Below are 19,620 nucleotides of genomic sequence, written 5' to 3'. Positions count from 1 at the left end.
CCACGGATCAATAGGTCGTAATAAGTAAAGAAACGCTTAGATCGCAGGCAGATCGGCAAGTACCGGATTTCGACTTTCCCAAACGGTTCTTCCCGGTTAGCGTCCGGCGCAGTTGAATCTAGGGAAGGACCCTCTCAAATGAGCATCGCTTCAAAGCTGGAAAGCCTTGGTGTCAGGTTGGATGATGCGCCCGCGCCGGCCGCCAATTATGTACCCTTCGTGCGTATGGGCAATATCGTCTATGTTTCGGGTCAGATTTCGAAAACAGATGAGTTGATCACCGGCAAACTGGGTGATGACATGGATGTCGAAGCCGGTGCGGCGGCGGCACGGGTTTGCGCGATCAATCTGCTGGCGCAGGTCAAGGCAGCCTGTGGCGGCGACATCGAAAAGCTGGTGCGCGTGATCAAACTGACCGGTTTTGTAAATTCGACTGCGGATTTCACCCAGCAGCCGCAAGTGATCAACGGCGCATCCGATTTCCTTGTCGAGGCGCTGGGCGATGCCGGTCGTCATTCGCGCTCGGCCGTCAGTGCCGCGTCGCTGCCGTTGGGCGTCGCGGTCGAGATCGAAGGGATTTTCGAAGTCCAATGACACCCAGCTTGCCGTCAGAGTTTCTTCAACGCCCGATTGCGCATCGGGCGTTGCATGATATTTCGGACAACCGTCCTGAAAATAGTCGCGCTGCCATTCAGGCCGCGATTGATGCAGGGTATGGGATCGAGATTGATCTGCAACTGACCGCGGATGGTCAGGTGATGGTCTTTCATGACTATGACCTCAAGCGTCTGACCGGGCAGACCGGCGCGATCCAGCAGATCACCGGGGCCGAGGCCTTGGCGGTTCCTTTGCTGCATTCCGACAGCGAAGGTATCCCGTCACTGAAAGAAGTGCTGGATCTTGTCGCCGGGCAGGTGCCGTTGCTTATTGAGTTCAAAGATCAGGACGGCGCCATGGGCACCGGTATCGGCCCGTTGGAGCAAGAGGCCGTGCGCATTCTGTCGGGCTACAAAGGTCCGCTGGCTCTTATGTCGTTCAACCCGAACTCGACCGCTGAGCTTGCACGTCTGGCCCCGCATCTACCTTGCGGGATCGTAACCTGCGCTTTTAGGGCAGACGACTGGCCGTTGCCGCAAGCCGTCCGCGAACATCTGCGGGACATTCCGGATTTCGAAAGCACCAATGCCAGCTTCATCAGTCACGAGGCTGCCGACCTGTCGCGCCCACGCGTGGCCGAGTTGAAAGCGCGCGGTGTGCCAATCCTGTGCTGGACAATCCGGTCGCCTGAACAAGAGGCAGAGGCGCGCAAGGTTGCCGACAATGTGACCTTCGAAGGGTATCTGGCCACGCATTCGGCTTGAACCTGCTCTGTGCTGTCACAGATAAAGGACTGGCGCGGAGGACATATGGATCAGGCACAGATCGAAATTCAGGTACTGGGCGCTCTGTCGCAGATTTCTGCGGCAGAGTGGGATGCCTGCGCCTGCCCCGAGACCGCTGATGGCGGCCGACCTCTTGATCCATTTACAACCCATCGGTTTTTACTGGCGCTGGAAGAAAGCGGGTCCGTTGGGCGTGGTACAGGCTGGCAGCCGCAATATCTGACTGCTTATCTTGACGGGATCCTGATCGCGGCGGCGCCGATGTACGCCAAATCTCACAGTCAGGGCGAATATATCTTCGATCATAGCTGGGCCCATGCCTATGAAAACGCGGGCGGGCGCTATTACCCCAAGCTTCAGATCGCGGTGCCGTTCACCCCGGCAACCGGGCGGCGTTTCCTGGTGCGTCCGGGGTACGAGCGGATCGGCATGTCGGCCTTGGTGCAAGGCGCGGTGCAACTGGCGGCGGACAATCAGATATCGTCGGTTCACGCGACCTTCTGTGCCGAGGATGAGGCGCTGGCCGGGGAACAGATGGGTTTGATGCTGCGCAGTTCGCAGCAGTTTCACTGGTTGAATGATGGCTATTCAGATTTCGACGCTTTCCTGGCCGCTTTGTCATCGCGCAAACGCAAGAACATCCGCAAGGAACGGGCGCAGGCCAATGACTTTGGCGGAGACATCCGCACTATGACCGGGGATGCGCTGCGCCCTGAACATTGGGACGCGTTCTGGCGGTTCTATCAGGATACCGGCGCCCGTAAGTGGGGCTCGCCTTACCTGACGCGCCAGTTTTTTGACATTGCGCAGGAAACTATGGCGGATGACATGGCCTTGGTGCTGGCGGAACGGGATGGCTATGCCATTGCGGGGGCGTTGAACTTCATAGGCCGCGAAACGCTTTTTGGCCGGTATTGGGGTTGCAGTGAACATCATGCCTGCCTGCATTTTGAACTGTGCTACTATAGGGCGATAGACTTTGCCATTGCCCACGGTCTGGCCCGGGTTGAGGCGGGCGCACAGGGCGAACACAAGCTGGCGCGGGGGTATTTGCCAACGCGCACGCATAGCTTGCACTGGGTTGGCGATCCGGGTTTTGCCGATGCGGTCAAAAAATATCTGGACGCCGAAGGCCGCGCAGTGGGAGAAGAGATCGAAATTCTAACGGACTACGGTCCGTTCAGGAAATCGAACCCGGAGGAACAGCAATGACTGAACTTTTGTCGACCGAAACCCGTGGCCCGCTGCTGGATCCGCTGTTCAAGAACGGCTGGACCATGGTTGAAGGCCGCGATGCAATCACCAAGACCTTCATTTTCGACAATTTCGTGCACGCATTCGGTTGGATGACACAAGTGGCGATCTGGGCTGAGAAATGGAATCACCACCCCGAATGGTTCAACGTTTACCGCACCGTCGAGGTTGTTCTGTCTACGCACGATGTGGGCGGCCTGTCGTCATTGGATGCCAAGCTGGCCCGTAAGATGGACAGCCTGTGCTAGCGATCGTTGCCTGAACCTTCTCCTCCGGCAAGGGATGCTGTAGTGCCCATCTGCCTGAACTCGGCAGGTGTCACGGTGCCGTCGCTGACGTCAATGGACCTTGGGATACCCGTGGTCTTGTTCCCGATCTGACGCACGCTCCGCGCGCTCGGGTTGATGTCCAGGCACCGATTTTCATAACAGGTCAGCCCGGACAGGTTGATTTGAATACGGGCCTGACCGTCCGGCCCCGTCACCACGGGTGCCTGCGGAACATCGCAGGCCGCAACCAGTGCCAGTGCGCCCAAGCCAATCCATTTGTTCATACCAAGCTCCTGTCCGCGGCAGGTTTAATCCAGTTGGCCGTTACCATCCTGATCCGCCGTGTTGAAATCTTCATCCATCTGAGCATCATATTCCGCTCTTGAGATAAAGCTGTCCTTGTTGCGGTCAACATTCTGGAATTGCTTGATGTCCAGAAACGGTTTGGCCTCGTCCAGCCCCAAGGTGCCGTTTTTGTCTTCATCCATGGTCTGAAACGCATAATCCGAGAACGCGTTGAACTCGTCTTTGGACAGGAAGCCGTCATTGTTTGCGTCAATGGCGTTCAGCTCTTTTTCATGCAGCTCGGCCACAGTTTCCGCATGGGCGGCCGAGGCCAGAAATGCGGTTGCGAGTATGATTATTGTCCGTGTCATGCTCAACCTCCTCAGCACGCGAATCTCTGGCCTTCTAAACCGCCAGCGGCGGCGCCTGCTGCGGTCAGGATCGTCTTGCCCGATCCGCCGCCGAACTGGTTGCCGATTGCACCACCGATCAACGCGCCGCCAAGCGTGCCGCCAAGGCATGCAATCTCGTGCTGTCGTGCGGCTTGTTGCTGCGGGGTGGGCGCTGGTCCACAGGCCGCCACAAGGCCTGTGCCGACTAAGATGAGTGAAAATACCCTAAGCTTCATAAAAATCTCCCCAAGTTATGCGACGAGTATTCGCGCATTGGGGCGGTGCTTCAAGTTAATTTGAGAACAAGTGGCCCCGGGCAGACCGGGGCCAGCAAAACTCAGATCACCTCCAGCAGGCCTTCACCCGCTGAGATTTCACAGGCGCCGGGGTTTTCTTCCAGATTCAGCGCTGTGACTTTCCCATCCTCAACCAGCATCGCATAACGTTTGGATCGGGCGATCAGGCCTACAGGTGGCGCGTCAAAATCCATGCCGATGGCCTTGGTGAATTCCGAGGCCGCGTCTGACACCATGGTCAATCCTGCTTCGGTCGCGCCGGTGGATTCACCCCAGGCTTGCATCACGAAAGGGTCATTGACCGACAGGCACATGATCTCGTCCACGCCCTTGTCGTCGAATTGTTTTTTCGTACGCATGAAGCTTGGCACATGTGCCGTGGTGCACGTGCCGGTATAAGCACCGGGCACTGCGAATATGACCACTTTGCGCCCTTTGGTCTTATCTGAAATCCGAACCTCTTCCAGACCGTTCGCCCCCATCTGGATCAGTGTGGCCTCGGGAAGGGCATCTCCTGTTGAAATCATTTTTCAGCTCCTGTCGTTTGGATTTGCAGAATTGGGCTTAGCCGCAATATAGGTGGTCGACAGAAAGTGACCACGAGAAATCTGCAAGGTGGGCAAAACATGAGCCATATTGTCGTGATAGGTGCCGGTCAGGCGGGCGCATCGTTGGTGGCGCGTCTGCGCAAGGATGGGTTCGAGGGGGGCATCACCCTCATCGGGGCTGAACCGCATCTGCCTTATCAGCGCCCGCCTTTGTCCAAGGCGTACCTGTTGGGCGACATGGAGCTGGAGCGCCTGTTCCTGCGACCCGAGAGTTTTTACGCCGAAAACAACATAACCCTGCGTCTGGGCCAGCGCGTGACGGGCATCGACCCGCAAGCCAAGACCGTGACGTTGGGGGATGAAGTCATTTCCTACGACGAACTGGCCCTGACCACCGGCTCTGATCCACGCCGCCTGCCAGCCGCGATAGGCGGTGATCTGGACGGCGTCCATGTGGTGCGCGACCTGGCACATATCGACGATATGGAGCCTAAGGTAACAGAAGGTGCCCGCGCGCTGATCGTGGGGGGTGGCTATATCGGGCTTGAGGCCGCTGCTGTCTGCGCCAAGCGCGGGGTCAATGTCACTCTGGTCGAGATGGCAGATCGCATCCTCCAACGGGTCGCCGCACCCGAGACCAGCGACTATTTTCGCGCGTTGCACAGCGATTATGGCGCTGACATTCGCGAAGGTGTTGGGCTGGATCGGCTGCTTGGCGAAAACGGCAAGGTCACTGGAGCCGTTTTGACCGACGGCACCGAGCTGGCGGTTGATTTCGTCGTGGTTGGCGTGGGCATCGCACCCGCAACCCAACTGGCCGAGATGGCGGGGCTTGAGCTGGACAATGGTATCAAGACCGACGCCCATGGCCGCACATCGGACCCCTCGATCTGGGCGGCAGGCGATTGTGCTTCGTTCCCGCATGGCGAAGGCCGGATCCGGCTTGAAAGCGTGCCCAACGCCATCGATCAGGCCGAGATCGTGGCGCAGAACATGCTGGGCGCGGCCCGGCATTATGTGGCGACACCATGGTTCTGGTCAGACCAGTATGATGTCAAATTGCAAATCGCCGGGTTGAACACCGGATATGACCGCGTTGTGACCCGCAAAGGCGAAGGGCAAACCGTGTCCTTCTGGTATTACAAGGGCGACCAGTTGATAGCGGTGGACGCAATGAACGATCCACGCGCCTATATGGTCGGCAAACGCCTGATTGATGCAGGCAAGACGGCCGACCCGGCCATCGTGGCCGACCCGGAAGCGGATCTGAAGCCGCTGCTCAAGGCGTGAGGATCATCGCCGGAGAGTTTCGAGGCCGCGCCTTGGCTTCGGTCGGCAAAGGGGATGCGGGCGCACATCTGCGCCCCACCACCGACCGCGTTCGCGAAAGCCTGTTCAACGTACTGACCCATCAGATCGATTTTGACGGTCTGCGTGTGCTGGACCTGTTCGCAGGCACCGGGGCGCTGGGGCTTGAGGCTCTGTCGCGCGGCGCAGCGCATGTGACTTTCGTTGATGACGGTCGTGTCGCGCAGGGGCTGATCCGGAAGAATATCGACCTCACTGGCAGCACAGGCCAGACGACATTGATCCGCCGTGACGCGACCCGGCTGGGCGACAATTCCGGCGCGGCGTATGATCTGATCTTCCTTGACCCGCCCTATGGCAAAGCTTTGGGCCAGAAGGCGCTGGCTGCTGCCCTGCAAGGCCATTGGCTGGCCGATGACGCGTTGATCGTATGGGAGGAAAACAGCCCAATGACCGCGCCCGAAGGGTTCGTCCTGCATGACTCACGCAGCTATGGAGATACGTATATCTCATTGATGTGGCATCAGGCTTCAGACTGAAACACACCGGGCGGGTTGATGCCGACGGTTGGATTGCGCCCGCATTACGCCAAGGTGTAGGGCTCACCTGAGACTGGCAGAGGTTCCCATGCACGATCTGGTGATTTTCGATTGCGACGGCGTTCTGGTCGACAGCGAGGTTCTGTCCAATCAGGCATTGGTCGATAACCTCGCGGGCTATGGCCTGCATCTGACGTTGCCGGAGTGCATGTCCCTGTTTGTCGGGCTGACAACGGTGAAGTGCAAGGAAAAGGCCGCCGAGTTGGGGGCGAACCTGCCAGCCGACTGGATTGCCGAACTGGACGCAGAGACGGACGCGTTGTTGCAAAAAGGCGTTCCCCTGGTTGATGGCATCCCTGATCTTCTGTCGCTGCTCGATCGCAGGAGCCTGCCCTTTTGCGTGGCTTCGAATGGGACATTGTCCAAGATGAAGGTCACCTTGGGTCAGAACGGGCTTTGGGACCGTTTCAAAGACGTTATGTTCTCAGTTGAGACAATCGGAGTGGGCAAGCCTGATCCGACCTTGTTTCTGACTGCAGCCCGACAGTTGGGTGCTGCGTCTCCGATCGTGATCGAAGACAGCCCAAGCGGTGTGACGGCGGCCATCCGCGCGAATATGCGCTGCTTGGGGTATGCGCCCCATGGCGGGGGCGAGCGGTTGAGGGAACTCGGGGCCGAGGTCTTTACACAGATGTCTCAAGTGCCCAAGCTTTTGGGACTCTGAGCGACAATCATGCTATGTTTGGCACATGGACCGCGCCATCATACCTCCGCTCTGGGCCTTCTCGCAGGACACTTACAGCACGACAGGGCCGCCGCCTAAACCGATGCGTGCACCGGTTTTCATCCACGACGCAGTTACCCCGTGGGGATCAGAGACGTTGTTGCTGAAACTCCTGCGTGAACAGGTTGCCGATCAGGAGGAATAGGTCGGGTGGAACTTGCCGCCCGGCGAGATCGTAAAGATCTCGACCCCGTCCGCCGTGACACCCACCGAATGCTCGAATTGCGCCGATAGCGACTTGTCGCGGGTCACGGCGGTCCAGTCATCGGCCAGCGTCTTGGTTTCCGGACGACCCAGATTCACCATTGGTTCGATGGTAAAGAACATACCCTCTTCCAGAACCGCGCCAGTGCCCGGACGGCCATAGTGCAGCACGTTCGGCGGAGCGTGGAACACGCGGCCCAGCCCGTGGCCACAGAAATCACGCACAACGCTCATCCGGTGCGCTTCGACAAAAGCCTGAATGGCGTGGCCGATGTCTCCGAATGTGTTGCCGGGCTTGACCATCTCGATGCCCTTGAACAGCGCGTCATGGGTCACCTGGATCAACCGTTCCGCCTTGCGCGGCAGTTTGCCTGCCACATACATGCGCGATGTATCGCCGAACCAGCCATCGACGATGACGGTCACGTCGATATTCAGAATATCGCCATCCTTCAGCTTTTTCTCACCGGGAATGCCATGGCAGACCACGTGGTTCACACTGATACAGCTGGCGTGCTGATAGCCCTTGTAGCCAATGGTGGCCGAGATTGCGCCGGCGTCTTCGACCATCTGTGTGATCAGCCCGTCAATCGCGCCGGTGGTCTGGCCGGGAAAGATATGCCCAGCGATATCATCCAGAATCCGCGCCGCCAAAGCGCCCGCCGCGTGCATCCCGGCGAAGTCACTTTGTTCATAGATGCGAATGCCGTCTTTCGTCAGGCGGCCACGATGCTCTTTCATCGACGCTAAGCTCCATATGTTGCGCGCAGCATTCCTTTTACGCTGCTTGTGCAGAAAGTTCCAGAGGGTGCGGGGTCGCGGGGCGATTCAACGAAAGAAAATGGCGTTTAGAGGGCTAAGTTCAAGGGCTGTACAACCTTAGCGTCAAACGAGGTTTGGCCTGCGGAATCCCTGCTCAGTCGGCCAGTCGTGCATCATCCACGCAAATACCCCCCGGCGAAATGCGCGTCCCGTAAATCAACCGTTCAACTCCCTGAGCTTGCGCGGTGTCAAACGCCGACGCATAAGCCGGATCAATATCCTCAGCCAGAGCAAACCGGTCACAATCCGTCCGTTGCACCAGATACAGCATGATCGCCCGGTGTCCTTGCGCGGCCATCGTCGACAGTTCTCCCAAATGCTTGGTACCACGGGCCGTGACGCTATCGGGAAACTCGGCGAGGCCGGGTTGGCGGGACAGGGTAACACTTTTGACCTCGACATAGGCGTCCGGTAGGCCCGGCCCGGTCAGCAGGAAATCGATGCGGCTGTTTTCGCCGTATTTCACCTCGGGCCGGACGGTGTCATAGGCGGCAAGTTCGGGGATTTCACCCGCATCTAGGGCGGCCCGCAAAGCCCGGTTCGGAACCGACGTATCGACCCCCGTGAAATGCCCGTTCTCGTGATCAACCAGCCGCCAGCCGTATTTCAGCTTTTTCTTGGGATCGTCATTGGGCTCCAGCCAGATTTTCTCGCCTGGTTCGGCCAGTCCCATCATCGAGCCGGGATTGGCGCAATGGGCTGTAACCTCTCGCCCATCTTCAAGCGTGCAATCGGCCAGAAAGCGTTTGTAGCGACGGATCAGGCGGGCGGGGACAAGAGGGGTTTCAAAACGCATGGTTCAGGGCCTATACCTGCCCCTGAGAACGATCAAGAGGGGAGAGCGCTATGGCCAATCCAACCGCAGCAATGTTGGTGATCGGGGATGAAATCCTCTCAGGCCGCACCCGTGATGCCAACATGCACTTTCTGGCGCAGGAACTGACCAAGCACGGCATTGACCTGAAAGAAGTGCGCATTGTCAGCGATGACGCCCCCGCTATCGAAGCGGCGGTCAAAGCGCTATCTGACGCCTATGGCACCGTCTTTACCAGTGGCGGTATCGGCCCGACCCATGACGATATCACCGCCGACTGCATCGCACGTGCCTTTGACACGCCAATAGACATACGGGATGACGCGCGGGCGCTGCTGCAGGCCCATTACGACAAATCTGGGTTGGAGCTGAACGCCGCCCGTCTGCGCATGGCCCGCATCCCGGATGGCGCGGCGCTGATCGACAACCCGGTCTCAACGGCACCGGGCTTTACCCTTGCGAACGTGCATGTGATGGCAGGTGTGCCTTCGGTCTTTCAGGCGATGGTGGCCAGCGTTTTGCCAACACTGACCGGTGGCAGCCCCTTGCTGTCGCAAACTCTGCGTGTGGATCGGGGCGAGGGCGATATTGCGGCAAACCTGTCCGTTTTAGCCGAAGAGTTCAACGACTTGTCCATCGGCTGTTACCCGTTCCAGATTAACGGGGCCTTCGGCGCCAATGTTGTGATACGCGGCACTGATGGTGGACAGATTGATGCCGCGATGACCCGTCTTGCGAAAGAGTTGGAGCTTTGAGTCCCAACTGGGCGGATATAGTCGACGGCACATGGCCTGCCGCACGTTATCAGGCGCTTGGCCCATTTCAGTTGCGCGAAGGGCAGGGCGGCGGGTCACGCGTGTCTGCCGCCAATGCGCTGGGCTCCGCCACCGAAGCGGATATTGACGCTGCTGAGGCGGCAATGCTTGCCATGGGGCAGAAACGCATTTTCTGCCTGCGCCCCGGGGACGAGGCGCTGGATGTTCAGTTGGCGCGTCGTGGGTATAGTATTCTGGATCCGGTCAACATTTATGCTTGCCCGGTCGCTCGGTTGACAGATCAACCGATCCCTTCGATCATGGTGTTTGCGGTCTGGGAACCGCTTGAGATCATTCGAGAAATCTGGTCTTCGGCCGGGATCGGGCCAAAACGGCAGGCAGTGATGGCGCGCGCAAAGGGCCCCAAAACCAGTCTGTTGCTGCGCCACAACGATAAACCCAGCGGTGTGGCCTTTGTCGCGATGCATGGGAATGTTGCGATGGTCCACGCGCTTGAAATCCTGCCCGATCACCGCCGCCAAGGGCTGGGCAACTGGACCATGCGCGCGGCAGCAATCTGGGCGCGAGATCATGGTGCGCAGAGCCTCAGCGTGATCTGCACCAAAGCCAACAAAGGTGCCAACGGTCTTTATCGCACGCTCGGGATGGAGCTTGCGGGCGAATACCATTACCGTCACCTTGAGTGAACTGAAGAGGCCGCCGTGACACAGAATGACATGCCCACCGCGCTGAACCTGCCCATGGTCGATCCCTTGCCGCCGGAAACGCAGAAGTACTTTGATATCTGTGTCGAAAAGCTGGGCATGGTGCCGAATGTGTTGAAGGCCAACGCGTTTGATATCGACAAGCTGAACGCCTTCACGGCGATGTATAATGACCTGATGCTGGCCGACAGCGGCTTGTCCAAGCTGGAACGAGAGATGATCGCCGTGGTGGTGTCGTCGATCAACAAGTGCTTTTACTGCTTGGTCGCGCATGGCGCAGCGGTACGTCAGCTCTCGGGCGATCCGCAATTGGGTGAGATGCTGGTGATGAACTATCGCGTCGCGCCGCTAGACTCTCGCCAACGTGCGATGTTGGACTTCGCTGCAAAGATGACCACTTCCAGTGCCGAGATAGAGGAACCAGACCGCCAGAAGCTGCGCGATGCCGGGTTCACCGACCGGGACATCTGGGACATTGCCAATGTCACCGGGTTTTTCAACATGTCCAACCGGGTGGCCAGCGCGACCGCAATGGTGCCCAACGAAGAATATCACGCACAGTTTCGATGATCCGCGCCGCAGCCCTTGTTTCAATGCTTCTGGCAGGTCCGGTTCTGGCGCAGGATCTGACCCTGCCAGCAAGTGCACGCCAGGTCAGCGACCGGACGTCGCCGCTGGACAGTTATGACCTGCCAACAGGGGTTTATGCCAATGGCGTTGTACCTGCTGATACGTATGAGGGTCGGGTCGAACGGTTCACATGGCGGCTTCAGGCAGGGTCCAGTACCACCCTGCAACTTTTGGCCCCGTTGCGCGATCAGGTCGAGGCGCAGGGATACAAGATTCTGTTCGAATGCGAGGCGCGAACTTGCGGCGGCTTCGACTTCAGATTTGGCACCGAAGTCGTGCCGACACCCGACATGTATGTCGCCATTCAGGATTACCGTTTTCTGTCCGCCACCAAGGGACCTGTTGCGCTCAGCCTGCTTGTCAGCCGCAACCCGCCGGATGGCTATGTCCAGTTGATCCGCGTGTCGCCGCAGGATGCGCCTGACCCGGATCCGGTGGTGATCGAACAGGCCGTCGAAGGCTCGGGCGGATTACTCGAGGCCCTGACACGCGCAGGACATGTGATCTTGGATGATTTGCATTTTCCAACCGGCGAGGTGGCGTTGGGTGAGGGGCCGTTTGGCTCGCTGACCCTGCTGGCCGGGTATCTGGCCGACAACCCGGACACGCGGTTGGCTTTGGTGGGGCATACTGACGACACCGGTGCGTTGCAGGCCAATATCTCGGTCAGCAAAAGCCGGGCCGAGGCCGTACGTACCCGATTGATCGAAGCCCATGGTGTGGCCCCCGACCGGATCGAGGCGCAGGGCGTGGGCTATCTGTCTCCGATCACGTCGAATGCAACGCCCGAGGGGCGCGACCTGAATCGCCGGGTCGAGGCGGTGTTGCTGGTCAACTGAGCAGGTGCAGCCAAGCCTGAAGGCAAAAAAAGACCCGCACTTTTAGATGCGGGTCAGAGGTTGGTCTTCTGGGAGAATTACCAGTCCATCGGGCCTTTCTCGTGGTAGGAATCGACGAGGAAGTCGATGAAGGCCCGAACTTTGGGTTGTGTGAAGCGGCCGGGTGGGTAGACGGCATAGATGCCCTGAACTTCATCCGGCAGTGATGGCATGGCGTCGACCACCTGCCCTGATTTCAGCGCTTCGGCATACAGGTAGCTGGGTAGGTACGCGATCCCCAGCCCCGAGATGGCGGCGTTCAACAGCGATTGCCCGTCATTCACGCTTAGCCAGCCTGCAGTGCGCACCTGACGCTTTTCACCCGAGGGTGCGGTCAGTTTCCAGACGTTGCCCGAGGACTGGCTGGAATAATGCAGCAGCTTGTGTTCGTTCAGATCATCGATCTTCTGCGGTCGCCCGAATCGTTCAATGTAGCTGGGCGCAACAACCATTCGTTTCACGGTTTCGGTTAGTTTCCGTGCGCGCAGCGTGCTGTCTTCCAACTCGCCGATGCGTACGGCTACGTCAAATCCTTCGGAAATCAGCTCTACGTAACGGTTGTTCAGCACCATGTTCACGGTGATGTCGGGATAGGCAGACAGGAACTTGGACAGAACGGGAGACAGGTGATTTACACCAAAATCCGTGGCGACGCTGATCCGCAGCAGGCCCGATGGGGCCGATTGCATCGACGTGACCAGCGAATCGGCCTCGCCTGCGTCATTCAGAACGCGCCGCGCGCGGTCATAATAAGCCAGGCCAATTTCCGTTGGCGACACCCGGCGCGTGGTGCGGTTCAGCAACCGGGCCCCCAGACGTGCTTCGAGGCTCGAGACATGTTTGGACACAGCAGACTTGGAGATGCCCATCTTCTTGGCCGCATCGGTGAAACCACCTTGGTCCACCACATTGGCAAAGGCTTCCATTTCGGTCAATCGGTCCATACTCGTTCCCCAGATCTTGATTTCCTCCCTGACTATGGCGCTGAATCTGGGCGGAAACGGGGCATACATGGGATAATATCGGGGATTTGAATCGGATCGTTTGCGTATGGGAAACTTAGAAACAGTGGTTTCCATAATCGCCGCAGACCCTGTGGCGCTGTGTTTTCGGGGCAATCGCGCTAAGCTGTTAACTTGAGAATGGCATTTTTGTGACAACGGAGGAGATCATGAAGACCTTTTTCGCCATTGCTTCCCTTTGCCTCTTTGCGGGCTTTGCCCAAGCCGGGGGTGAAACGCCTTCGAACCCCGATGCAAAGGTTTATTTCGTCAATTTGTCAGACGGTGACACGGTGCAATCACCGGTCACCGTTGTCTTTGGCCTCATCGGCATGGGCGTCGCCCCCGCCGGGACCGAGAAGGAAAACACCGGTCACCATCATTTGCTGATCGACCGTCCCCCAATTGGCGAAGGCGAAGACGGCGCGGATGAACTGGCATTTGGCCTGCCCGCCGACGACAATCACCTTCATTTCGGCGGCGGCCAGACCGAGGTGACACTGGACCTGCCCGCCGGGCAGCACACGTTGCAACTGGTGCTGGGCGACGCCGGGCATGTGCCGCACGCCACTCCGATCGTATCCGAGGTGATTACGATTAATGTGGAGTAAGGTTTTTCGGACGAGCGGGCGACCTCTAAAACACAGCCCGCGCCGCCAAAATCCACAGTGGCAGAGTCACTGCGCTCAGAAGTGTTGATTGCGCGATTAGCGTGGCGACCAGCTTTCTGTCAGCCCCGAACCCAGACGCCAGTACGTGGGCGGCGGAGGCCGTCGGCAAGGCCGCAAAAAGGATCAACACAGGTGCCAGCCCGTTTGTCCCTTCAGCAAGCAGGCATACAAGAAACGTGGCGCCGGGAACCAGTACCAACTGTGTCAGGCAAACATATCCGCTGAATCGATCCATCTTTGCCAGCGCGGTCCAATTCATGGTTGCACCGATTGAAATAAGCGCAATCGGAATTGCCGCTGCCGCGACCATTTCAAGAGGTGCCAGAACAGGTGCGGGAATGGTTATGCCGGAAAGGCCGACTGCCACGCCCAGGACACTGGCCAGCAAAAAGGGGTTCAGTGCCACTCTGGACAGGGTTTGCAAGAGGCTCAGGCTGCCGCCCTTTGACAGCACCAAAACCGCCAACATGTTTGCGACTGGCACCGCCATCCCGATGGCCACAGCCATCTGACCGATCGTATCCGGTCCCAGTGTTTGTGATGCGACCAAAGCGATTGCCGAGTTAAAGCGCCACACCGTTTGCCAACCGCCCGCAAAATCCAGAAACCGGTCCGGTCCGATTGGTCTTGCCGCCCAGCCCAATAGCATAGCAAAGATCAAAATAGCCCATACAGCCGGTCCGATCTGCAAAACATCGGCTACAGCGATGGGTCGTTTGCAGGCCGCGACAAACAGCAACGCGGGGAACAAAATTTCAAAGTTCAGTTTGTCGAGGCCCTGCCAAGCCTTCTCGGACAACCGTGCCCGGATAACTCCGCCAAGCGCGACCATCAGGAAACTCGGGGCGAGCCCCGACAATATGGTGGCAAAGACCATGGCAGGCTGTTCCTACATTCAGCGATGCCACTCTAGTTGGCCAGCCATCACTGACAAGACAGTTACCGACAAGCCAGTGTCGGAACTGACAGTTGCTAAAACTCTGCCGCCAGACGCGTCCCTTGATTGATCGCGCGTTTGGCGTCCAGTTCCGCAGCCACATCCGCGCCGCCAATTACATGCGGGGTGATTCCGCGCTGAGTCAAAGCGTCTGCCAGCGACCGGTCCGAGACCTGACCGGCACACAGCACGATGCTGTCCGCCGCTATCACGGTTGGGTCGGCACGGTCTTCGCCAAAGCTGACGTGCAGGCCGCCCTCGTCGATGCGCTCGTAGTTCACGCCGCCCACGAAACTGACATTCTTCATTTTCAGCGCTGCACGGTGAATCCAACCCGTGGTTTTGCCCAAGCCCTTACCGTGTGCCTGTTTCTTGCGTTGTAGCAAAGTGACCTCACGCGCGGGTGCGCTGGGTTGTGGTCCTTCAGGGGCAAGGCCCGAGCGGTGCTCGGCCGGGTCTGTCACGCCCCACTCTTTCATCCAAAGCGGCAAGTCGGTTGTTGCGCTGTGGCCATCTTCCAAAAGGAACTCGGACACGTCAAATCCGATGCCACCGGCCCCGATTACAGCAACGGATTTGCCGATCTCGGCCTTACCACGCAGCACGTCGATGTAACTTAGCACGTTATCCCGATCCTGCCCGGGGATCTCCGGATCGCGCGGGGTGACGCCGGTTGCAATGACCACCTCGTCAAAGCCGATCAGGTCGTCGGCACTGACCTCACGGTTCAACTCCACGTTAACGTCCAGTTCATCCATCATGGTGCGGTACCAGTCGACCAGCCCCCAGAATTCCTCTTTCCCTGGAACTTGCTTTGCCATGTTCAACTGCCCGCCGATCTCGGATGCGCGGTCGAATAGGGTGACGTCGTGGCCGCGCTGGGCGGCGGTCATGGCGGTGGACAGACCGGCGGGGCCCGCACCGACAACGGCAACTTTTTTGCGCGTCGTGGCGGGCTCAATCACCAGTTCAGTCTCATGACAAGCGCGCGGGTTGACCAGACACGAGGTCAGTTTGCCGCTGAATGTATGATCCAGGCAGGCTTGATTGCAGGCGATACAGGGTGCGATCTGCGCAGACTGGCCTGCGACGGCTTTGTTGACAAAATCTGCATCGGCCAGCATCGGGCGGGCCATCGACACCATATCGGCACAGCCTGTGGCCAAAACCTCTTCCGCAACCTCTGGCGTGTTGATCCGGTTCGAGGTGATCACAGGTATCGACACCTTGCCCATCAGTTTTTTCGTCACCCAGGCAAAGGCTGCACGCGGGACGCTGGTGGCAATGGTTGGAATCCGCGCCTCGTGCCAGCCTATGCCGGTGTTGATGATCGTGGCACCGGCCTTTTCAACCTCTTGAGCCAGTTGCACCACCTCTTCATGGGTCGAGCCATTAGGTACCAGATCGATCATCGACAGGCGGTAGATGATGATGAAATCGCTGCCAACGGCCTCACGCGTGCGGCGCACGACCTCAATCGGCAGGCGCATCCTGTTCTCGTAAGACCCGCCCCAGCGGTCGATGCGCTTGTTGGTATGGGTCACAAGGAACTGGTTCAGGAAATACCCTTCAGACCCCATGATCTCGACCCCATCATAACCTGCCTTTTGCGCCAGAACGGCAGCGTTTACGATGTCGCTGATCTGTTTCTCAATACCCTCTTCATCCAGTTCATTCGGGGGAAAGGGAGAGATCGGGGATTTTACCGGGCTGGGGGCCACGCATTTCGGCCCGTAGGCATAGCGGCCCGCGTGCAGGATCTGCATCGCTATCTTGCCGCCTGCTTCGTGCACCCGCTGGGTCACTATGGAATGGTTCGCCACCTCTTTGTCATTGGTCATCATCGACGCGCCAGGCAGAACCGAGCCTTCGAGGTTGGGACCAATCCCACCCGTCACCATCAATGCCACGCCGCCGCGGGCCCGGTCAGCATAGAATTCAGCAACCCGGTTCCAATCACCGGTTTCCTCAAGCCCCGTATGCATCGAGCCCATCAGCACGCGGTTCTTCAAGGTGGTAAAGCCCAGATCCAGCGGGGCCAGCATGTTTGGGTACGCAGTCATGACGAAACTCTCCCTCCCGAATGTGCGAGTTAGATTGACCTTCGCGTCAACTTTGTCACGCGAAACCCCACGTCACCCTCTTTGCTGTTGCGGCTGCGGTTGCTAGAGGTGGGCGGAACAACCCGATGAGGCCCAACATGACCCCCGAAGACATCGCCAAGCTGCCCTATCGCCCTTGCGTGGGGCTGATGCTGATAAACGCGGACGGCAGGATTTTTGTGGGCCAGCGCAACGACCGCCACAAGGACGCGTGGCAGATGCCTCAGGGCGGTGTGGACAAGGGCGAAAACCCGCGCGACGCGGCCTTGCGCGAGTTGTGGGAAGAAACCGGGGTGACCTCTGATCTGGTGGAGGTCGTGGCCGAAACCGATGGCTGGCTGCCCTACGACCTGCCGCACGACATCGTGCCCAAGATCTGGAAAGGCCGCTATCGCGGGCAAGAGCAGAAATGGTTCTTGCTGCGCTTTGTCGGGACAGATGACCAGATCAATATCGCAACCGACCACCCCGAGTTCTCACACTGGAAATGGCAGGCGCCTGATCGGTTGATCGAAGAGATCGTGCCGTTCAAACGGGACGTGTATGAGCAAGTGCTGACGGCTTTTGAAGGTCACCTTGGCTCGTACACATGACGCATGGGAAAGTTGGACATTTTCCAAACGGGTCTTTAGCGCAGAGCTGTTCGTAACCGGCCTGTCATGATGCAAACGACCTATCCAAGCCCCGTACGTGCGCATCGCACTGTCGACATGGTTGTCCATGTGATCGGGTTGTCCCTGATCCTGATGGCTGGCAGCCTGCTGATCATGAACGCCTATCAGCGTTTGGATTCCGCGCTGCTTCTTGCGGTCATTGTTTATGTGCTCTGCGCGCTTGCGTCGAATCTTGCGTCCTGCGCTTATCATTTCGCGCCCTGGCATGACCGCCGCAAATTGCTGCGCCGCATCGATCATGCCGCGATTTATCCCAGTATCTGCGGGACATTTACACCGTTCTTCGTTCAGGCCGGCACGACATGGACTATGACTTTGCTTTGGGTATGCTGGGGGCTGACCATCGCAGCCGTCTGGAACAAGATTGCGAGTGAGACAGTTAAATCGCGATGGTCGACAGCGTCATACCTTGGTTTAGGCGGCATTGGTCTGGGCGCGATCCCCGACATGACCACCGTTCCCGTAGCCACCCTTTGGTGCATTGCGGGCGGCGCAGCCAGTTATGTTATTGGAACGATGTTTTATGCCCAAAAGACACTGCCGTTTCGTTACGCGATATGGCACGTCTGGGTGAACATGGGCGGGGTTCTGATGTTCGTCGGGATCTGGTTGGCGCTGTTTTCTTAGAAAACAGCGGGTCGGGGCGCGGGCGCCCCAATCCATTTTATGAGTACATCAGGAAGGCCCTGATCCGAGGTCAGAGCAACCCTTCGGCGCGCAGCAATTCCTGCATGTTTGCCTCGGGGCGTGGGCCGATATGGCTGATGACTTCGCGGGCACAGACATTGCCGATCTTTGCGCAGGTCTCGTAATCCCGACCTGTGGCCATGCCAAACAGGAAGCCCGCAGCAAACTGATCGCCCGCACCTGTTGCATCCACGGGCACAACCTTTTCGACCGGTACGTCAATGCGGTTGTCACCATTCAGAACAGTCACACCGTCGCCTGAACGGGTGCAAACCACCAGCGGACAGATCGCGGCGGTTTCAGCCAGTGCTTCGTCGAGATCGTCGGTTTCAAACAGCGATTTGATCTCGGCCTCGTTGCCGATTACGAAATCCAGCTCATTCTCGATCAGCAGCAGGAAATCGACCCGGTGACGTTCCACGCAAAACGGGTCGGAAATGGCGATACCGGCCTTGCCGCCGCCTTTGTGACAGGCTCGTGCAGCTTCAAGAAACGCGGCTTTGCCTTTTTCCTTATCGAACAAGTAGCCTTCGAGGAACATGATCTGGCTGTTGCCAGCGACGTCATCTGATACGTCCTGCGAGGACAGTTCGGACGAAATCCCCAAATAGGTGTTCATCGACCGCTCGCCATCGGGCGACACAAAGATCATCGAGCGCGAGGTCGGCAGTTCTCCACCCGGAACCGGCGGGTTCACGAAATCAACGCCGTCTTCGTTCATCGCATCCGCATAAAAACGACCCAATGCGTCATCATGCACCCGACCGATGAAGGCGGAATCCAGCCCCAGCGCACCGGCACCCGCGATCGTGTTCGCCACAGACCCACCTGGGGTCTGCACGCGACCTTCCATCGAAGCATACAGCACCTCGCCACGCTCCTGCTCAATCAGCTGCATGATGCCTTTTTCAATGCCCATCAGCTCCAGGAAACTGTCATCGGCCTGGGAAATCACGTCTACAACGGCATTCCCGATGCCAGTCAGTTGGTAAGTTTTCATAAGGTTTTGTCCTCGAATTGACAGAGATCACGGATGATGCAGGTCGGGCATTGCGGCTTGCGCGCCTTGCAATGGTACCGGCCTTGCAGGATCAGCCAGTGATGCGCATGGAGTTGAAAGTCAGCAGGTATGTTGTCTTCGATGGCGCGCTCGACCGTGTCCACATCCTTGCCGGGGCAAATGCCGGTGCGATTGCCGACGCGAAAGATGTGTGTGTCCACCGCTTGCGCGGGTTGCCGCCACCACATGTTCAGAACCACATTGGCCGTCTTGCGCCCCACACCCGGCAGCGATTGCAACGCGGCACGGGAATTGGGCACCTCGCCATTGTAATCCTCGACCAGAATACGGCTGAGTTTGATGACGTTCTTCGCCTTCTGCCGGAACAGGCCGATGGTTTTGATATGTTCGATCAGACCTTCTTCGCCCAGATCCAGCATCTTTTGCGGCGTGTCGGCGATTTTGAACAGCTCGCGCGTGGCTTTGTTGACGCCGGCATCGGTTGCCTGCGCCGACAGTGCCACGGCCACGACCAGAGTATAGACGTTCACATGCTCCAGCTCGCCCTTGGGTTCGGGGTCGGCCTCCTGAAAGCGCGTGAAAATCTCGCGGATCGTATGATAGTCGAGTTGCTTAGCCATCCCGGCCTTAATGCCGTCCGCC

26 protein-coding genes are annotated in these 19,620 nt (G+C 58.5%); 15 read left to right on the top strand and 11 right to left on the bottom strand.

The window, feature by feature from the left end; genetic code table 11:
• Window positions 1-138: 138 nt before the first annotated feature.
• From AC2FLD_RS16120 to AC2FLD_RS16105, 4 genes are read left to right on the top strand one after another with little or no spacing between them, the layout of a single operon-like run.
• Window positions 139-594 carry a RidA family protein gene (locus AC2FLD_RS16120; RefSeq protein WP_496670498.1) on the top strand — a complete coding sequence of 152 codons (456 nt, stop codon included), beginning with the start codon at window positions 139-141 and terminating at the stop codon, window positions 592-594.
• On the top strand, window positions 591-1,361 hold the full coding sequence (locus AC2FLD_RS16115; RefSeq protein ID WP_496670503.1) for a glycerophosphodiester phosphodiesterase family protein: 771 nt from the start codon (window positions 591-593) through the stop codon (window positions 1,359-1,361). Before AC2FLD_RS16120 ends, AC2FLD_RS16115 begins: the two co-directional genes overlap by 4 nt.
• 45 nt (window positions 1,362-1,406) lie before the next feature.
• Window positions 1,407-2,594: a GNAT family N-acetyltransferase gene (locus tag AC2FLD_RS16110; RefSeq protein WP_496670506.1), complete on the top strand. Its 1,188-nt coding sequence runs from the start codon at window positions 1,407-1,409 to the stop codon at window positions 2,592-2,594.
• Window positions 2,591-2,884 carry a 4a-hydroxytetrahydrobiopterin dehydratase gene (locus tag AC2FLD_RS16105; protein ID WP_209505128.1) on the top strand — a complete coding sequence of 98 codons (294 nt, stop codon included), beginning with the start codon at window positions 2,591-2,593 and terminating at the stop codon, window positions 2,882-2,884. Before AC2FLD_RS16110 ends, AC2FLD_RS16105 begins: the two co-directional genes overlap by 4 nt.
• Here AC2FLD_RS16105 and AC2FLD_RS16100 read toward each other — a convergent pair.
• The 4 genes from AC2FLD_RS16100 to AC2FLD_RS16085 all read right to left on the bottom strand — a co-directional run bounded on the left by AC2FLD_RS16100 (window position 2,881) and on the right by AC2FLD_RS16085 (window position 4,405).
• A complete protein-coding gene (locus AC2FLD_RS16100) occupies window positions 2,881-3,189 on the bottom strand; it encodes a hypothetical protein (protein WP_050605114.1) in 309 nt (102 codons plus the stop codon). The two genes, AC2FLD_RS16105 and AC2FLD_RS16100, sit on opposite strands and share 4 nt — an antisense overlap.
• A gap of 24 nt (window positions 3,190-3,213) precedes the next feature.
• Entirely contained in the window at window positions 3,214-3,561 is a 348-nt protein-coding gene (locus AC2FLD_RS16095) for an EF-hand domain-containing protein (protein ID WP_496670509.1), read from the bottom strand.
• A gap of 11 nt (window positions 3,562-3,572) precedes the next feature.
• The gene (locus AC2FLD_RS16090) at window positions 3,573-3,818 is read right to left on the bottom strand and encodes a glycine zipper 2TM domain-containing protein (protein WP_496670515.1); all 246 of its coding nucleotides are present in this window, start codon (window positions 3,816-3,818) and stop codon (window positions 3,573-3,575) included.
• A gap of 101 nt (window positions 3,819-3,919) precedes the next feature.
• Complete coding sequence (locus AC2FLD_RS16085) at window positions 3,920-4,405, bottom strand: peroxiredoxin (protein WP_496670517.1); 486 nt, start codon at window positions 4,403-4,405, stop codon at window positions 3,920-3,922.
• Window positions 4,406-4,504: 99 nt separating this feature from the next.
• Between AC2FLD_RS16085 and AC2FLD_RS16080 the strand changes: the two genes are divergently transcribed.
• From AC2FLD_RS16080 to AC2FLD_RS16065, 4 genes are all read left to right on the top strand, one after another.
• Complete coding sequence (locus tag AC2FLD_RS16080) at window positions 4,505-5,716, top strand: NAD(P)/FAD-dependent oxidoreductase (protein ID WP_496670520.1); 1,212 nt, start codon at window positions 4,505-4,507, stop codon at window positions 5,714-5,716.
• Window positions 5,713-6,273 carry a 16S rRNA (guanine(966)-N(2))-methyltransferase RsmD gene (rsmD, locus tag AC2FLD_RS16075; RefSeq protein ID WP_496670523.1) on the top strand — a complete coding sequence of 187 codons (561 nt, stop codon included), beginning with the start codon at window positions 5,713-5,715 and terminating at the stop codon, window positions 6,271-6,273. The genes AC2FLD_RS16080 and rsmD overlap by 4 nt, the downstream gene beginning before the upstream one ends.
• Before the next feature lie 88 nt (window positions 6,274-6,361).
• Complete coding sequence (locus AC2FLD_RS16070) at window positions 6,362-6,997, top strand: HAD family hydrolase (protein WP_496670527.1); 636 nt, start codon at window positions 6,362-6,364, stop codon at window positions 6,995-6,997.
• A gap of 25 nt (window positions 6,998-7,022) precedes the next feature.
• Entirely contained in the window at window positions 7,023-7,202 is a 180-nt protein-coding gene (locus tag AC2FLD_RS16065; protein ID WP_496670530.1) for a hypothetical protein, read from the top strand.
• Here the strand turns inward: AC2FLD_RS16065 and map are convergent.
• Together map and sfsA are read right to left on the bottom strand one after the other, a co-directional pair.
• Window positions 7,190-8,002 carry a type I methionyl aminopeptidase gene (gene map / locus AC2FLD_RS16060; protein WP_496670533.1) on the bottom strand — a complete coding sequence of 271 codons (813 nt, stop codon included), beginning with the start codon at window positions 8,000-8,002 and terminating at the stop codon, window positions 7,190-7,192. The two genes, AC2FLD_RS16065 and map, sit on opposite strands and share 13 nt — an antisense overlap.
• 175 nt (window positions 8,003-8,177) lie before the next feature.
• On the bottom strand, window positions 8,178-8,879 hold the full coding sequence (gene sfsA / locus AC2FLD_RS16055) for a DNA/RNA nuclease SfsA (RefSeq protein WP_496670536.1): 702 nt from the start codon (window positions 8,877-8,879) through the stop codon (window positions 8,178-8,180).
• Between the two features lie 50 nt (window positions 8,880-8,929).
• Here sfsA and AC2FLD_RS16050 point away from each other — a divergent pair, with 50 nt between their 5' ends.
• From AC2FLD_RS16050 to AC2FLD_RS16035, 4 genes are read left to right on the top strand one after another with little or no spacing between them, the layout of a single operon-like run.
• Window positions 8,930-9,652, top strand: coding sequence for a competence/damage-inducible protein A (locus AC2FLD_RS16050; RefSeq protein ID WP_496670539.1), 723 nt, complete (start codon window positions 8,930-8,932; stop codon window positions 9,650-9,652).
• Entirely contained in the window at window positions 9,649-10,359 is a 711-nt protein-coding gene (locus tag AC2FLD_RS16045) for a GNAT family N-acetyltransferase (RefSeq protein ID WP_496670543.1), read from the top strand. The genes AC2FLD_RS16050 and AC2FLD_RS16045 overlap by 4 nt, the downstream gene beginning before the upstream one ends.
• 30 nt (window positions 10,360-10,389) lie before the next feature.
• Window positions 10,390-10,947 carry a peroxidase-related enzyme gene (locus AC2FLD_RS16040; protein WP_496670757.1) on the top strand — a complete coding sequence of 186 codons (558 nt, stop codon included), beginning with the start codon at window positions 10,390-10,392 and terminating at the stop codon, window positions 10,945-10,947.
• Window positions 10,944-11,846, top strand: coding sequence for an OmpA family protein (locus AC2FLD_RS16035; protein ID WP_496670548.1), 903 nt, complete (start codon window positions 10,944-10,946; stop codon window positions 11,844-11,846). Before AC2FLD_RS16040 ends, AC2FLD_RS16035 begins: the two co-directional genes overlap by 4 nt.
• A gap of 77 nt (window positions 11,847-11,923) precedes the next feature.
• Here the strand turns inward: AC2FLD_RS16035 and AC2FLD_RS16030 are convergent, their stop codons facing one another.
• Window positions 11,924-12,829 carry a LysR family transcriptional regulator gene (locus AC2FLD_RS16030; RefSeq protein WP_050605100.1) on the bottom strand — a complete coding sequence of 302 codons (906 nt, stop codon included), beginning with the start codon at window positions 12,827-12,829 and terminating at the stop codon, window positions 11,924-11,926.
• A 227-nt stretch (window positions 12,830-13,056) separates the two neighbouring features.
• On the opposite strand from AC2FLD_RS16030, the gene AC2FLD_RS16025 reads away from it, so the two are divergent.
• Complete coding sequence (locus AC2FLD_RS16025; RefSeq protein ID WP_496670554.1) at window positions 13,057-13,497, top strand: DUF4399 domain-containing protein; 441 nt, start codon at window positions 13,057-13,059, stop codon at window positions 13,495-13,497.
• 25 nt (window positions 13,498-13,522) lie between these two features.
• Here the strand turns inward: AC2FLD_RS16025 and AC2FLD_RS16020 are convergent, their stop codons facing one another.
• Together AC2FLD_RS16020 and AC2FLD_RS16015 are read right to left on the bottom strand one after the other, a co-directional pair.
• Window positions 13,523-14,434 carry an AEC family transporter gene (locus tag AC2FLD_RS16020; protein ID WP_496670557.1) on the bottom strand — a complete coding sequence of 304 codons (912 nt, stop codon included), beginning with the start codon at window positions 14,432-14,434 and terminating at the stop codon, window positions 13,523-13,525.
• 95 nt (window positions 14,435-14,529) lie between these two features.
• Window positions 14,530-16,557 carry a 2,4-dienoyl-CoA reductase FMN-binding domain-containing protein gene (locus tag AC2FLD_RS16015; protein ID WP_496670560.1) on the bottom strand — a complete coding sequence of 676 codons (2,028 nt, stop codon included), beginning with the start codon at window positions 16,555-16,557 and terminating at the stop codon, window positions 14,530-14,532.
• 137 nt (window positions 16,558-16,694) lie between these two features.
• On the opposite strand from AC2FLD_RS16015, the gene AC2FLD_RS16010 reads away from it, so the two are divergent.
• Together AC2FLD_RS16010 and trhA are read left to right on the top strand one after the other, a co-directional pair.
• Window positions 16,695-17,189: an RNA pyrophosphohydrolase gene (locus AC2FLD_RS16010; protein ID WP_496670563.1), complete on the top strand. Its 495-nt coding sequence runs from the start codon at window positions 16,695-16,697 to the stop codon at window positions 17,187-17,189.
• A 66-nt stretch (window positions 17,190-17,255) separates the two neighbouring features.
• The gene (gene trhA / locus AC2FLD_RS16005) at window positions 17,256-17,897 is read left to right on the top strand and encodes a PAQR family membrane homeostasis protein TrhA (protein ID WP_496670569.1); all 642 of its coding nucleotides are present in this window, start codon (window positions 17,256-17,258) and stop codon (window positions 17,895-17,897) included.
• Between the two features lie 70 nt (window positions 17,898-17,967).
• On the opposite strand, the gene AC2FLD_RS16000 is transcribed toward trhA, so the two are convergent.
• The gene (locus tag AC2FLD_RS16000) at window positions 17,968-18,957 is read right to left on the bottom strand and encodes an adenosine kinase (protein WP_496670573.1); all 990 of its coding nucleotides are present in this window, start codon (window positions 18,955-18,957) and stop codon (window positions 17,968-17,970) included.
• On the bottom strand, window positions 18,954-19,598 hold the full coding sequence (gene nth, locus AC2FLD_RS15995) for an endonuclease III (protein ID WP_496670579.1): 645 nt from the start codon (window positions 19,596-19,598) through the stop codon (window positions 18,954-18,956). The genes AC2FLD_RS16000 and nth overlap by 4 nt, the downstream gene beginning before the upstream one ends.
• Window positions 19,599-19,620: the final 22 nt, after the last annotated feature.

The sequence above is a fragment of the Ruegeria sp. CDSA021 genome (genome assembly GCF_059612325.1).
Note: the sequence above shows the minus strand (reverse complement) of the source record. Positions and strands in the feature narration are given on the sequence as shown.

Bases quoted from the DNA above. Each gene is read 5' to 3' on its own strand.
- AC2FLD_RS16080 (WP_496670520.1), top strand. From the start codon at position 4,505: ATGAGCCATATTGTCGTGATAGGTGCCGGTCAGGCGGGCGCATCGTTG.
- AC2FLD_RS16015 (WP_496670560.1), bottom strand. From the start codon at position 16,557: ATGACTGCGTACCCAAACATGCTGGCCCCGCTGGATCTGGGCTTTACC.
- AC2FLD_RS16050 (WP_496670539.1), top strand. From the start codon at position 8,930: ATGGCCAATCCAACCGCAGCAATGTTGGTGATCGGGGATGAAATCCTC.
- AC2FLD_RS16100 (WP_050605114.1), bottom strand. From the start codon at position 3,189: ATGAACAAATGGATTGGCTTGGGCGCACTGGCACTGGTTGCGGCCTGC.
- AC2FLD_RS16010 (WP_496670563.1), top strand. From the start codon at position 16,695: ATGACCCCCGAAGACATCGCCAAGCTGCCCTATCGCCCTTGCGTGGGG.
- AC2FLD_RS16040 (WP_496670757.1), top strand. From the start codon at position 10,390: ATGCCCACCGCGCTGAACCTGCCCATGGTCGATCCCTTGCCGCCGGAA.
- AC2FLD_RS16030 (WP_050605100.1), bottom strand. From the start codon at position 12,829: ATGGACCGATTGACCGAAATGGAAGCCTTTGCCAATGTGGTGGACCAA.
- AC2FLD_RS16025 (WP_496670554.1), top strand. From the start codon at position 13,057: ATGAAGACCTTTTTCGCCATTGCTTCCCTTTGCCTCTTTGCGGGCTTT.
- AC2FLD_RS16105 (WP_209505128.1), top strand. From the start codon at position 2,591: ATGACTGAACTTTTGTCGACCGAAACCCGTGGCCCGCTGCTGGATCCG.
- AC2FLD_RS16035 (WP_496670548.1), top strand. From the start codon at position 10,944: ATGATCCGCGCCGCAGCCCTTGTTTCAATGCTTCTGGCAGGTCCGGTT.
- AC2FLD_RS16020 (WP_496670557.1), bottom strand. From the start codon at position 14,434: ATGGTCTTTGCCACCATATTGTCGGGGCTCGCCCCGAGTTTCCTGATG.
- AC2FLD_RS16120 (WP_496670498.1), top strand. From the start codon at position 139: ATGAGCATCGCTTCAAAGCTGGAAAGCCTTGGTGTCAGGTTGGATGAT.
- trhA (WP_496670569.1), top strand. From the start codon at position 17,256: ATGATGCAAACGACCTATCCAAGCCCCGTACGTGCGCATCGCACTGTC.
- AC2FLD_RS16110 (WP_496670506.1), top strand. From the start codon at position 1,407: ATGGATCAGGCACAGATCGAAATTCAGGTACTGGGCGCTCTGTCGCAG.
- AC2FLD_RS16095 (WP_496670509.1), bottom strand. From the start codon at position 3,561: ATGACACGGACAATAATCATACTCGCAACCGCATTTCTGGCCTCGGCC.
- sfsA (WP_496670536.1), bottom strand. From the start codon at position 8,879: ATGCGTTTTGAAACCCCTCTTGTCCCCGCCCGCCTGATCCGTCGCTAC.
- AC2FLD_RS16115 (WP_496670503.1), top strand. From the start codon at position 591: ATGACACCCAGCTTGCCGTCAGAGTTTCTTCAACGCCCGATTGCGCAT.
- map (WP_496670533.1), bottom strand. From the start codon at position 8,002: ATGAAAGAGCATCGTGGCCGCCTGACGAAAGACGGCATTCGCATCTAT.
- AC2FLD_RS16085 (WP_496670517.1), bottom strand. From the start codon at position 4,405: ATGATTTCAACAGGAGATGCCCTTCCCGAGGCCACACTGATCCAGATG.
- AC2FLD_RS16000 (WP_496670573.1), bottom strand. From the start codon at position 18,957: ATGAAAACTTACCAACTGACTGGCATCGGGAATGCCGTTGTAGACGTG.
- nth (WP_496670579.1), bottom strand. From the start codon at position 19,598: ATGGCTAAGCAACTCGACTATCATACGATCCGCGAGATTTTCACGCGC.
- AC2FLD_RS16070 (WP_496670527.1), top strand. From the start codon at position 6,362: ATGCACGATCTGGTGATTTTCGATTGCGACGGCGTTCTGGTCGACAGC.
- AC2FLD_RS16090 (WP_496670515.1), bottom strand. From the start codon at position 3,818: ATGAAGCTTAGGGTATTTTCACTCATCTTAGTCGGCACAGGCCTTGTG.
- AC2FLD_RS16065 (WP_496670530.1), top strand. From the start codon at position 7,023: ATGGACCGCGCCATCATACCTCCGCTCTGGGCCTTCTCGCAGGACACT.